Below are 13,430 nucleotides of genomic sequence, written 5' to 3' on the forward strand. Positions count from 1 at the left end.
TTATTGGTATAAAACTTATTTTACAATGAATTCTGATTCAGTTTTATATGTTTTGCCATCAATTGTAACTTGACCCTTAGCTACATAAGTCCCCTTAGTAAGCTCCAAAGCCCTTACATTTAGACCCGCATAAGACTCATATTCAGAACCGATATTAATGGTTACATGACCTTGATGCACTAGTGTATCATCTTTGTATATACCTATTTCTACGCTACCATCTACAAGACTCGCAGGACCGTCACGTTCTACTAGGAATGGATAAATCATATCTGGATTATCATTACCCTCAATAGACATAATCCTGCCCTTTGCTGGAAGTAGCTTTAGAGTATATATATCATCTTTTAACGGTATGAAAAGACTGGTCGTCTTAAGCCATTGGCTGGCTTTCATCCCATCAATCATCCCAACCTTTTCATCAAGAAAATCATAAAAATCGTTTTTAGTTCTAATCTGATCATCTCTTAATGCTTCCATTAAAAGCTTTACAAAATCATGTTGCCCACTTAAACCATATCTCGTGTGTTCAAGTTCTGCCCAAATAGACAAAGCATAGTCTAAAGTAAAGACATTGATAAACTGACCGTACTTAGAGCCCATTTCCCAGTTTTCTCGACTAGGCGTTCCGCCATTAGCATTAACACCTTGATTGATTAAAATATTAGGCCCCAAATCTTCTACATATCTATGAAAGTTGACTGTTTGTTCATAATCTTTGGATGAAGTCACTCTCAATTGATTACTTGACAAATAATCGCTGACCAGTATTTTCATCAGCTGGCTGATATTTTCTGAATAACGACCTTCTTCAAATGGCAAGTCTCTACCTTTATGGAACATATGGAAATACTCGATAAAGAAAAACGAATCAAAGTTGCCGTCTACACCTTTCGTATCAGGTAACCTCTTAATATTAAGCATTTCATATTTTCCAACCATACCTGCAAAACCATCAGGGTCATAACCAATTAGCAAAGTGCCCTCCTCATTTGGTTTTCCAACATAAAGTCTGTAAATCGGATCAATTATTTCTACAAGTTCATCTATGTAATCTCTTACATTGGTTGGTACTGAATCGGTGTATGTCACTCTAATAGGATTGTCAAAATCAATATTTTTAAGTAGATCACTTGATAAAACAAGATCTCCTACCTGGAACATACCTGATTCACTATAAGTTTTACCATTAACATCCCATGAGACAATCACTTCATAGAGGCCATCATCTAAGTCTAAAGAACTTACTTTTAGACTACCTGATAAGTCGCCATACCCTACTAATGTACGAAACTCCTTATCATAGATAGACTTGCCATTTTTAGTGATGACAATCCTGCAGTCATCTTCTACGAGTTCACCTGGTGACCTTTTAATCAATAAAGGATAGATATAATCAGGGTTATCAATCCCTTCAATGTTCATGTGCATGCCTTTTATAATCAGCAGTTTAACACTGTAATCTTGGTTAATTTTTCCAGCAAACTCTGGCGCCAGTTTTAACCACTCTGATGTTTTTTGACCATCAACCTCTTTAATCAAAGTATCCATTAAGTCATAAAACTTTTTTAATGAGTCAACTTCACCGGTATTCATAACTTTTAAAAACTCTACAAAGAAATCATACTTCCCACTTTCTTCATACCTCCTATTAAAGAGTGTTATCCAAAGTGCCTTATGATGTTCCAGTCCTAAAGCGTTGACCTTGTTGTAACTGGTCGCCTTCCAATTAAAATTGTTACTTTGGAAGCTGCCACTGTAATCAGATGGCCCATTATTTAAGATAAACTCAGGCCCAAGTGGCCATAATATGTCATACAAATTTAAGTAATAGTCTAAATTATGTTGCTCACTCGCTCTGAGACCTTGCTCAGAAGCTATAGTCATCACTATGTCACTAATGGCCTGAGCCCTACTTTCGTTTGATCTAGAACCGCTGATAGGAATCCCATGATCTTTTAAGTATTGGTGTACATACTCATTGACAATCCATTTATCAAACTCAGGATCTGTTTTTCCCAGCAAATTAGGTAACTTAGAAAAAGTCGAAATAGTTTTTCCATTGTTGTAACCCAAGTGTTTATCAGGATCGTATTTAAGGGTGTAGGTATGATTCTTATATGGCGCACCCAAGAGATTGTTGATAATCGGTCTTACATCTTCTAGAAGTTCATCTACATAATTTTGAACGTCACTAGGAACAGAATCATCATAAAGTATCTTTACTTGTTTATCATCTGAAACCTGAATTGTATCAAGCTTTATCTTATCTTCCACTACAGTCTTTATAGATACATTATTGTTACTATTGACGATGCTTGAATCAAACCACATGGCAGAGTTAGCCGGTGATAATCTTGCATATGCACCAGAAGTCACAATCTTTCCATGTCTGAAAACCATGGTAAAATCATTTAAACCAGGTGATAAATTATACACTGTGATTTGACCTTTGCTATCTGTATAACCCAAGTACTTGTTGTCATGATAAACTTTCACAAAAGCAGCTTTATTGGAACTGTCATTTCTATCTTCCAATGTTAAAAGTAAAGGATTACTGCTCTTCTTCTTATAATTGAAAGCTTGACCTTGATAGTTCTTAAGTATATTCTGAACAATTACTAAGGCTTGTTCTTTCGTTGCATAACCAGCAGGTGAAAAGTTTCCACCACCTGTACCTGATATCACATCATTGGCGTAAGCAATTTGAATAGCATCTTTTGACCATGAACTAAAGCTATCAAAATCCTCAAAAGCTTCTTTTAATGAAACTGATAAATCCAACTTTCCTAAGTTAAGTGTTTTTATCATCATGACTGCAAGCTGTTCTCTTGTTATAAATGCGTCTGGGGCAAACATTTGATTACCGACACCTGAAGATATATCGACACTTGCAGCCTTTAGGGCATAAATATCATCTGTATCTTTAAAACTAATTGTCTCATCTACTGTAATTTCTTTTTCATCAAGTACCTCAAACAACCTTACAGCTAAGTAGGCAAACTCCTCTCTCGTAATGAGTTCTTGATAGTTCTTAAAAAAATCTTCTTCTAACATATCTAAGTCTTGTAGATTTTCAATACTCTCTTCTGCCCAACCACTTGGTTCTTCGCCATATACTTGTAGACTAAACATCATTATAATGATGATTAAAATTAAGACTCGCTTCATCTGTTTACCTTATCTTTCTTTTCGGTTTATTCTCTTGTGATGATACATCTTATTATCAGCTACAATCATAACCTCTTCAAAGCTTTGATTGTCATATCTGATTTCATAACCAACCGCTGCATCAATTGGCATCTGTTCAAAGTCTACACTTTTACACACGTGACTGAGTTTGACCAATCGTTCTTTGATTTCAGCTTCTGTCGTGTTAAACATAACGATTAAAAACTCGTCGCCACCCATTCGGCAAACCAAGTCATCTTTAAAGACATCATTTAAGACTTGTCCATACTTCTGAATATATGCATCTCCCATATGGTGTCCCATGGTATCGTTGATATGTTTAAGTCTGTTCAGGTCAGACATAATAATACCTTGTGGAAAGCCAGTCTTTAAAAGTTTTTCTTCCTGAGCATTGAAATAGAGTCTATTTTTTAGACCGGTTAAGGGATCTAAATACATGAGTTTTTCTCTTTCAATGAGTCGGGCTGTTGTTTCCTTTTCTGATATCAATGACTTAAAGGCCCTTCTTAAGAAGTAACCACCAATGATAACAATCACCACTAAAACACCAATGATATAGATCATAGACTGTTCTTTTTTAGAAACCAAAACAGGTACTGAATTAAGACCTTTTTCTTTTTGCTTTTCATAATCAACAAGTAGCAGTGCCTTATCAATGATGCCTGCTAGTTCAGTCTGTGACTTGGTCACACCAAAATACAAGAAAGAATCAGATGACGTTTCACCCTTTTTAATGATGTCATTGTAACCAAGACCCCTGATATAATAATCAGCAACCGTTGGATTTTCAATAAAATAATCTACTCTACCTGTTCGTAAAAGTTCCAAGGTTTCTTGAATACTTTCGGTCTTTACTATGACAGGATTACGTAAAGACTTCACCAACATCTCTTCATGCCAAAAACCTTCAATGACTGCCACTTTCATGCCTTCTAAGCCGTAAATGTCATTCACAGAAGATGCATGTGTCCCATAAATGATATCCCTTTCTTCTCTAAAAGACCTTGGAAAGTTAAAGTATTCGAGACGATCAGATGTTTTTGCCATATTTAAAATATCAACTTCACCATTTAGTGTCAGTTCATAAATTTCATCAAATGTGCCAAACCTATATTCAAATTCTATACCAACAAGATTAGAAAGTTCATCAATGATAGCACCTGCAATCCCCAGATAGTGTCCATCCTCGTAATGATCAAATGGCAGATAATCTTCTACGACACCTACAACTGCCACACCATCTTGATCAAACCAATCGAGTTCTTCTTGTGACAGTTGCAAAATATTTCTGTTATAAAGAATCACTGCCTCATGGATGAATCCATCCACTTGATCTGATTTTGCGACTATAACCTTTTCAAGTATGCCTGCTAGAATGTCATTATCCTTATGGGTGGATAAGGTCATCTGTGAGGTCATATCTTCAATTTCAGTCATGACCTTTATGTCAGGATGTTTATAGATAAAATCATATTTTATGCCGCCACCAGATGTAACAAAACCATCTATAAAACCACTTTCCAGTGCTTGTAACCCGGCAAATTGATCAGCATATTCAAAAGTTGTATAATCGATGCCTGAATAAGCATCTTGGAACAAATCGATGACGATATCATCTTCTAAAAAGCCAATCCTTCTATGATCTAAATCACCCATAGTTTTTACAACATCGTTTTTTCTTATGAAAACAGCATAAGGATACTCATAAATAGCCTTTGTAAAAGACATGAATTTGAGTCTTTCTTCTGTTTCATTAGCACCAAATAGTATATCTATGTCGCCATTTTGCAAACCACTGTAGGCTTGACTCCAGGTCTGGTCTGAAACAATGACTATATCGGTTTGGAGTTCAGAGTTGATCAAGTCAACCAGATCTATAAGATAACCATAGTTCTTACCTTCAAACTCAAAGAAGTCCATACCTGTATAAGGATCAAGTCCAAGTAAGATTTGATCTTGTGATTCTAAGAAGTCTATCTCCTCTTCACTTAGGTCGATATCCTCTGCATAAACAAAGGGAATCATGCAAAATAATAGGATTAATAATAACTTTTTCATAATGCCTCCATCACTATATTATATCATGGTATGTAAAGACTATTTTCTCTTTTCACAAAAAGAAAACCTCTGTACTAGAGGTTTCTGTGCCAAATATAATGATCGTATCCAGGACCCCAGAAGTCCTTTAATACTTTACTTGGTTGACCAAATCTCTTGGTCCATATTTTTTTAGCGATAGTATAGCCACTGTCTAGACAGAAGTCTGACTTAAAAGTCTTTAACTGTGTTAGAATGGCACTTACTAAATCAGAGCCGATACCTTGACCTTGATAATTTGGATCTACTAGGACAGAGCCAAGCTCTAAGACATCTTTTAGTTCAGGCATATGGTCATAAATCAAATGACCACTGGGTCCATAAGCTGCGCTTCCGACAATCTTGTCATCCTTAATTGATAATAAGAAATACCTATTATCAGCCTTACCCTCTATATCTTCTTTAATGAAATTCATCTTCTCATTCACTTCATTTGAGATATCTTCTTCAAGGTGTCCTAAACCTTCTTTTTCATAGGTGTCTTTAATCACCAATAAAAAGAAGGTCTCCAAGTCATTTAAATCATCTATAACAGGTCTTCTAATCATAGCTCTATTAATTCATACTTGTCACTACCGAAATGAATGTGTCCAGCATGAACAAGCGATTCTCTACCTGTATTAAATAGGTCTACGTGCTCTTCTTCTTGCAACAAGTTGATACAAGCTGTATCAAGTGCCACTGGGTCAACAGATGCAAGTACACCGAAGTTTTTAGCGATTGGATGCATTTCTTCACCAACACAGTCACAGTCTTTTGTGATGTTAATCATAAAAGTAATGTATAGGTGTTTCTTATTCAGTTGAGCACCATAAGCATACTCAGTAATCTTTTCTCTAAAGTTAGACGCACCCCAGTCGTTTTTGATTGCCCCTACTGGACAGACAGCAATACAACCTGCGCAACCGATACACTTGTCTGCTGAGATTTCTGCAAACTCGTCAATTGTAATGGCGTCCACATCACACTTGTTTACACAGACACCACAAGATATACACTTCTTGCTGTTAACAGTTGGTACCATTCTAGAATGCTGTGCCATTTTACCACTTCTTGATGCAAAACCCATGGCAAGTTGCTTGAGTGCACCACCAAAACCTGCTAGGCCATGCCCTTTAAAGTGACTCATAACAATGATTTGCTCGTAGTCCTTAAAAGCAGCACCAATTTTAACCTTATCAAAGTACTCCTTATTAATTTCTACTTCGTGTACGGCTTCACCCATTTCACCATCAGCGATGATGATTGGTACTCTAGTAAAACCGTGGTCTTTAGCTACGTTGATGTGGTTCTCTTTTGTTGTTCTTTGACCTCTGTATAAAACATTGGTTTCAATAAATGAAGTTTCTCTCTGATTTTCTTCTAAGTAATCTATAATACCGTCATAACATGCTGCCGGTACAAATGTCTTGTTTCCTTTTTCCCCAAAATGAACTTTTATCGGAACGTTTTTCATTAACTCGTGGCCATCTTTTTCTACAAGTTGTTCTAACATTTCTTTTGCAATTGCAGATAAAACACTGTTATCATGACCTTCATATCTTTTAAAATAAACTTTTGACATACGACCTCCCTATCTTTATATAATACCCAAATTAAGAGGCTTAATCAACAAACATATTATTTCAATCTCATTACACATTTCTTCTTAAACCTAAAACACCAAAGCCTTCATTAACATGAACAGCAAATAAATCATTAAAACCTTGTTTGTGCCAGAATTTTAAGCCAGACAGGTTCTTTGTATCCACACCTATACCAAGATGATAGGATGGATACTTCTTGATAAGTGTTTCAATCATCTCCCTACCATAGCCAAGCTTTCTGTAATTTTTATCAACTATCATTAGGCCAATCCAAAGACAACTTGAGTCTGGATAACCGATATAAACATCTGTAAAGCCAATGAGCTTATCGTCTTTATAATAAACATAAACATGGTGATTGTCTTTACTGGCACCTTCTATAGGTGGCAAGTCTTCATGATGAATGGCTTTAGACATATAGCCCTCTTCACAAGCATGTCCTGTGATGGCTTCTTTATCTGTCCACGATTCATATATCTTTTGTAAGTCATCGGCTAATTCTAGACCAGCTTCTAAACATCTCATTTGGCTACCTCTAATTCTAATACAATATCTGATTTTAGTTTTTCTAGCTCCCTAGTGACCATGAACCATACAAGCTGATGATCGACGTTTAAAAACAAGGATTCTTTAAGCGTCACAAGTCCCTTGATTAAGCTTAGGTCTAAATGGCTAAAAGGCTGATCGACTTGTAGAAGCTGATAAGAAACCTGACCTAATAATTGAAGATTTCTAGTAGTGGCATCCTTAAGTACTTCATCAGTCATGTAGGTCTCAAAGGAAACATCTGTCACTTGAACTAATAGCCTATCAATCACCCACTTCATGGAGTTTAAGTTTAACCTTTGCTTTTCTGATGAAGTGACATGAGACTTGACCGCATTTTCTTCAGTAAGCTTTTTTAGCTTATCAAACGAGATACTGTCTTTCTTAAAAAACTCCAAAACCGGTTGATCGAGTCCTGCGTATGTCAACATATCTACTTTTCTTTTAAGCACATCTTCAATGTCTGTTTTAAGCATGCCAAAATCCAGTAAACTTGAGGATTTGTCTAAATCTACTAAAAAATCTACATCACTATTTTCATTGTCCTTTAGGGAAGCAACAGAGCCAAAAATCCTTACCTCATTTACCTGGTAGCTTTTAAACACCGCTTTAACTTGGTCATAGTTTTTTAGTAAAACTTCGGATGCTTTTTCACTAGATTTTTTCATAAATCCCCTTATCCCTTTTCAGTAGTTTTTCCATAATAAACTCTCTTCTTAAGGTACAGAAGTCCTCATGGTAGGTCTTTATGATGTCATTTACTTCTTTTTCTGTATACGTCTTACCAGCTTCAAAGTCTTTGAGTATTTCTTCTAAAATGATACGTCTTTTCTTTCTTTGAACCGGTATGGACTTTAACTTGCCATATACCATAAAGTTCTTAATCACCTTTTCCCTGTAGAGCTTTTGTCTTTCCTCTTCGGCAGAAACAACCTTTTTTGTGCCTATAAGGTCTTTAAGGGACTTTTCAAAGAATGACTTATCAAGGGCATACATGGTATAGTACTGGTCCTTTCTTGAATGAACAAGACCCGCCTTCTCTAACTTCTTCAGATGAAAAGATACGGTAGAAGCCGCCAAATCAAGTCTCTCTGCTAAAAGCTCTACGTAAGAATCTGCTTCCATTAAGTTGTTGATTATTTTCAGTCTACTGTCATCTGATAGAGCCTTAAAGACTAGTATATTATCTTCAAACATCTTATATCCTTTCTAATACGTCTTCAAGAGTTTCTAACTTGACTCTTTCAGCCATTGCCTTGTCTTCATCATCATGTATAACCGCAAGGTCTAATGATTCTTGCCATGATACTTTAACAGCCTGAAGTTGATCTTTTAAGTCTATGGATACAGTGTCCGTATAGACTTTTATTTCACTGATGTGTTTATAAACATTTAGTCTGATCTGGTCAAGCTTTGCATCATCATAACGACATTCAAGCTTCAAATTTATTATAGACTCTTCAAGCTGTTTGATCTCTTTTTCAAACATACAACCTCCTTTTGTTTCGATATATATCTAATTAAATCTTACCACAGATAGACTATTTGTCAATCCATTTCGATATGTATCAAATTAATTAATTAGATTTTTCTTAGATAAAAGTAAATAAAATAAGATAAACAAGGAGGTTCAAATGAAAGACTATTCGACGAGAGATTACGTACTGATCAGTATGATTGCTGCCTTATCCATTGTTACCAAACCACTTATAAAAACCCTGTCCTTTTCTTTGACCTCCATGTATGGTTTGCCAGGAGGTATCATAGGGGGCATCTTCTATATGATGTGGCTGTCGCTGGTTTATAGAGTAACAGGCAAAAGATACAGTGTCATTTTACTCAGTATCCTACAAGGCTTTCTAGCCATGGCCATCCTAGGCATAGATATAACAAAAGCTTTGATCTTTATACCATCAGGCCTAGCAGCTGATTTTGTCTTTATGACCTTTAGAGGCAACAAAACTTTAGTTAATATGCTAGCAGGTGGCTGTGCCAACATAGTCGGTACCATCTGCATGTATTTTTTATTATTTAATGCTGGTCAAGGTGTCCTAACCATAGGCATCTTAATTGCAGGCATCAGTGGTGCCCTTAGCGGTCTTGTAACCAGTATCCTAGTTACAAGATTTAAATCATTTGGTCTTGCAAAATAATTAGGGGACCCCATTCACTTACAAATCCCCAAAGCAAACGCCTTGTCTACTTATGTAAACAAGGCGTTTTGTTATGTCGAAACTCTTCTAAATTTTCTATTGTATCTATATCACTGGTTTCATCATCTAAATCGAGCCTAATGACCAAATGGCTATTTTTTTTAATGATATCTCGAGCACCAATATCTCCCTCTAGATGAATTAAGTCCTCTTTGAAGGCACACGGTATATAAATTGGATGGCCCTTAATATTTCTATAATAAGGGATAACAATCTTATCAGGATACCTTTCAGCCTCTTTTTTAATCTCTTCCACCACTTTTCTAGAAAGCGTAGGCTGGTCGCCTAAAAAGATCATGTAGCCTGAACAGTCCTTGGCCGCTTTAATACCGAGCTTAATAGACTCACTCATCCCTCTTTCAGGATGGTCGTTGTAAATGACTTTACAGGGATAGCCTGAAATTAAGTCCTCAACAGCTTGATACTGGGTTATGACATACACCGGATCTAGAAGACACGCTGCTTTAACAACATATTCAATCAGTGATAAACCCTCTACCTCTTGAATCAGTTTGTTGGCTTGCATCCTTCTAGAAAAGCCCGATGCCAGAACAAGGCCACAGATCATTAAAGCCACTCATCAGACATAAATACAGCTTTTGCCTTTTCTATGTCGAAAGTCAATGGTCTGTCTTTATCTAAAAACCGTACTTGTTTTCTTAAGGCGTCATAAAGCTTCTTAGAATCATTACCTAAAGTAATCTCTTCTCTTAAGTCTACAGCTTGAGCCGCATGTAACATTTCTACACCCATCATGTTGTAGATGTTGTCCATCATCTTAGTTAATCTCTTCATGATTTGAACCGTATTATTGGCATGGTCTTCTATATCACCTGCTACTGCATAGAAGTCAAGTGTAGAAGGATTTGCCAGATGTCTATTTTCAGAATCTAAAGCAGTAAAATGCTTTTGAATGGTTTGATAAGCCTGGACTTCACCTTCATTTGGGGATAAGAATCTTGATAAACCTGTAAACTCAGGATTGGCAAGCTTTATGGTTCTATGTGCACACATTCTTGATACGTGGCCCAGGGCAAGTCCTAACATCTCAAAACCTAAAGCCCAGTTTGTTGCTTCAAAGTTTGCACATGAAATGATTTTTCTTTCATCTAATAAAATACATGGATTGTCTTCTGTTGTATTCAAATGATTTTCCATCATGCCCTGCACGTAATCAACGGAATCCAGTACAGCACCATGAACAGCAACAACATCCCTGTAGCTTAGTGGATCTTGAAGTTTCTTGGTAATTTCCTTTTTATTTAAATAAGAGTTTTCTAAATGTTTTCTAATATCATTTGAACATTTGATCTGACCCTTAAGGTTTTTAACAAGGTTCACCTTTTCATTTAAAGGCGTTACATTGCCATCTAAGCCTTCAAGAGACAGTGCATAAAGGATATTGGCCTTAGTGATAAGCTTTTTAATGTCTGCCAAAAGCATACAACCTAGGCCTGCTGCTTGACCATTTGTCGAAACAATGGCTAGGCCATCTTTAGGACCAAGCTCTAATGGTTCCATATTCTCAAGTTTAAGAGCTTCTTCTGCAGGCATACGTTTTCCTTTGTAAAAAACGTCTCCCTCACCAATGATAGCAAGGCCAATGTGTGACATAGTTGCGATATCTGCTTGACCCACAGATCCATCCCATGGTACCACTGGATGAATGCCTCTATTTAAAAATTCCTTGTAGTAGTCTATTAACTCTGGCTGAACCCCTGTCTTACCAACTAAAAAAGTTGCCAGTCTCGCAAGCATTGCAGCCCTAACATGTTCTTGAGCCATGGGCTCACCACTTGCTACACAGTGTGCATAAATAAGATTTCTGTTATACTCAGCAAAATACTTAGAGAAAACTCTCTTGTCTTTATTCCAACCAACGCCTACTGTAAAGCCATAGATAGGTACGCCTTGATCGGCTAAATCAAATACCAACTGACGTGCTTGTTTTAACTCTTCCCATTTTTCATCAGAGACTTCTATTTTTTTGTTCTTTCTAACGATATCTACAAATTGGTCTATGGTCATGTCTGAACCAGTTAGTACAATATTCTCATTCATGATTGTTCTCCTTAAATCAGAAAATAAGGGCCAAAGCCCTTACTTTCTTATATAGCTTTCTCTGTCTTTACAACAGTATTTTCGTCTTTCTCAAGTTCTGGATAGTAAGATACATCGTTCTTCTTGTGGTTTCTTAACATCTTAATTGTTGAATAACCCATTAAAAGCATCAAGAATAAGATTGGGAAACCTGCAACCGTTGCAATCTGCTTAGTCGCATCAATACCTGAAATCTCACCAGCCTTACCAGCAAGTAAGTTGATGATAGCAATTGAAGACATTACAAATCCCCAGAATAGCTTAACTTGTCCAGGAGGCTCAGCTTCTGGATCATCATGTGCAGTTGTAGATAATGACGATACTGTAGATGTCATTGAATCTGCAAGTGTTACGACTGATACAAATATTGCAACAATAAATGTAATACTCATAAGTGTTGACAATGGATAGTTCTTTAAGAACTCAAATACAGATACTTCTAAACCATTTGACTGAATCGCTTCCCAAATACCTGCACCATTTAACTGAAGATCAAGTGCAGCACCACCGTATACCATGAACCAGAACATACCAAATACAGCTGGTAAAATTAAGTTTACAGTGATAAATTCTCTGATTGTTCTACCCTTAGAAATCTTAGCTAAGAACATACCTGTTAAAGGTGCGTACGCTAACCAGATTGCCCAGTAGTAGATTGGCCACCATCTTGGCCATGGAGATCCGTCAAGTGGACTTAGATAAAGTGTTTGACTAAAGAAGTTATCTAAGAAATGACCTGTAGATTGTGTACCTAATGATAAGATAAACTTAGTAGGTCCAAAGATAAAGATAAAGGCAAGCATCAATAAGAATAACTTTGAGTTCTTATCTGCTAAGAATTTGATACCTTTATTTAAGCCTGTATATGATGAAATAACATAAGCGCCTACAATAACAGCGATGATTGCTATCCATACAGTTTTAGTTGCTTGAATACCGAATACATAATTTAAACCAGCACCAATTTGCATCGTTGCTACACCTAGTACAGCTGCAACACCACCCGCCATAGCGAATAAGCAAAGATTGTCTACTACAGTACCTACCCAGCCCTTTGTCTTTTCACCAAAGATTGGATATAAAGTAGAAGAAATATGGTATGATTTTTTCATGTTATAAGTTGCATAACCAATTGCAATACCTGCAAGTGAGTACATTGCATAAGGAATGAATGTCCAGTGAATGTACGATTGAGACATAGAGAACATAGCTGCTGCCTCTGACCCTGGTTCTAAACCTAACATATCTGGTGGTGACATAAAGTGAGTAATTGGTTCTGCAATCCCCCAGAACAAAATACCTGTCGCAATACCAGCTGTTAATGAAATAGCAAACCAATTCCATTTGCTAAGTGAAGGTTTTGCATTTTCACCACCTAATCTGATGTTACCGATTTTTGAAAAACCAGCCCAAATACAGATAGCTAAAAATACAACGCCACATAACTGGAATAACCATCCCCAGCTATCAAATGCATATTGAACGATAACGTTCTCAGCATCGTAGAACGCTTTTGGAGCTACCAACCCCAAAACAATTGCTGTTAAGAAGATTAATGCCATTGGTATAAAGATACCTAATCTTAACTGAGCTTTGTTAACTTTCTTCATTTTAACCCCCTACATAATATTATAAGTACAGTCCGAACTTTCTGACAATTAAATGATATGAAAAACTATCTATCTAAAGTCTAAGA

At 36.5% G+C, this 13,430-nt stretch carries 12 protein-coding genes; 1 reads left to right on the plus strand and 11 read right to left on the minus strand.

Annotated features, from left to right (window positions below):
• Nucleotides 1-15: 15 nt before the first annotated feature.
• The 8 genes from EZV73_RS01015 to EZV73_RS01050 all read right to left on the minus strand — a co-directional run bounded on the left by EZV73_RS01015 (nucleotide 16) and on the right by EZV73_RS01050 (nucleotide 8,910).
• Nucleotides 16-3,171, minus strand: coding sequence for an S-layer homology domain-containing protein (locus EZV73_RS01015; RefSeq protein ID WP_240837453.1), 3,156 nt, complete (start codon nucleotides 3,169-3,171; stop codon nucleotides 16-18).
• A gap of 9 nt (nucleotides 3,172-3,180) precedes the next feature.
• Nucleotides 3,181-5,250, minus strand: a complete 2,070-nt coding sequence (locus EZV73_RS01020; RefSeq protein WP_240837454.1) for a transporter substrate-binding domain-containing protein — start codon at nucleotides 5,248-5,250, stop codon at nucleotides 3,181-3,183.
• Nucleotides 5,251-5,324: 74 nt separating this feature from the next.
• Nucleotides 5,325-5,837 carry a GNAT family N-acetyltransferase gene (locus EZV73_RS01025; RefSeq protein WP_240837455.1) on the minus strand — a complete coding sequence of 171 codons (513 nt, stop codon included), beginning with the start codon at nucleotides 5,835-5,837 and terminating at the stop codon, nucleotides 5,325-5,327.
• Nucleotides 5,834-6,853: a DUF362 domain-containing protein gene (locus tag EZV73_RS01030; RefSeq protein WP_240837456.1), complete on the minus strand. Its 1,020-nt coding sequence runs from the start codon at nucleotides 6,851-6,853 to the stop codon at nucleotides 5,834-5,836. The genes EZV73_RS01025 and EZV73_RS01030 overlap by 4 nt, the downstream gene beginning before the upstream one ends.
• Nucleotides 6,854-6,923: 70 nt before the next feature.
• Nucleotides 6,924-7,400, minus strand: a complete 477-nt coding sequence (locus tag EZV73_RS01035) for a GNAT family N-acetyltransferase (RefSeq protein ID WP_240837457.1) — start codon at nucleotides 7,398-7,400, stop codon at nucleotides 6,924-6,926.
• Nucleotides 7,397-8,089 carry a nucleotidyltransferase family protein gene (locus EZV73_RS01040; protein WP_240837458.1) on the minus strand — a complete coding sequence of 231 codons (693 nt, stop codon included), beginning with the start codon at nucleotides 8,087-8,089 and terminating at the stop codon, nucleotides 7,397-7,399. Before EZV73_RS01040 ends, EZV73_RS01035 begins: the two co-directional genes overlap by 4 nt.
• A complete protein-coding gene (locus EZV73_RS01045) occupies nucleotides 8,076-8,618 on the minus strand; it encodes a metalloregulator ArsR/SmtB family transcription factor (protein ID WP_240837459.1) in 543 nt (180 codons plus the stop codon). The genes EZV73_RS01040 and EZV73_RS01045 overlap by 14 nt, the downstream gene beginning before the upstream one ends.
• Nucleotide 8,619: 1 nt before the next feature.
• Nucleotides 8,620-8,910: a hypothetical protein gene (locus tag EZV73_RS01050; RefSeq protein ID WP_240837460.1), complete on the minus strand. Its 291-nt coding sequence runs from the start codon at nucleotides 8,908-8,910 to the stop codon at nucleotides 8,620-8,622.
• Between the two features lie 145 nt (nucleotides 8,911-9,055).
• Between EZV73_RS01050 and EZV73_RS01055 the strand changes: the two genes are divergently transcribed.
• Nucleotides 9,056-9,574 carry a hypothetical protein gene (locus tag EZV73_RS01055; RefSeq protein ID WP_240837463.1) on the plus strand — a complete coding sequence of 173 codons (519 nt, stop codon included), beginning with the start codon at nucleotides 9,056-9,058 and terminating at the stop codon, nucleotides 9,572-9,574.
• Between the two features lie 46 nt (nucleotides 9,575-9,620).
• Here EZV73_RS01055 and EZV73_RS01060 read toward each other — a convergent pair whose 3' ends face one another.
• The 3 genes from EZV73_RS01060 to EZV73_RS01070 are packed head-to-tail and all read right to left on the minus strand — an operon-like array spanning nucleotide 9,621 to nucleotide 13,344.
• Complete coding sequence (locus tag EZV73_RS01060) at nucleotides 9,621-10,202, minus strand: NTP transferase domain-containing protein (protein ID WP_240837465.1); 582 nt, start codon at nucleotides 10,200-10,202, stop codon at nucleotides 9,621-9,623.
• Nucleotides 10,202-11,695 carry a histidine ammonia-lyase gene (hutH, locus tag EZV73_RS01065; RefSeq protein ID WP_240837467.1) on the minus strand — a complete coding sequence of 498 codons (1,494 nt, stop codon included), beginning with the start codon at nucleotides 11,693-11,695 and terminating at the stop codon, nucleotides 10,202-10,204. Before hutH ends, EZV73_RS01060 begins: the two co-directional genes overlap by 1 nt.
• Nucleotides 11,696-11,742: 47 nt before the next feature.
• A complete protein-coding gene (locus EZV73_RS01070) occupies nucleotides 11,743-13,344 on the minus strand; it encodes a BCCT family transporter (RefSeq protein WP_240837469.1) in 1,602 nt (533 codons plus the stop codon).
• Between the last annotated feature and the right edge of the window lie 86 nt (nucleotides 13,345-13,430).

It is taken from the genome of Acidaminobacter sp. JC074 (genome assembly GCF_022496765.1).
In the GTDB taxonomy this organism is placed as follows: Bacteria; Bacillota; Clostridia; order Peptostreptococcales; family Acidaminobacteraceae; genus JABXKX01.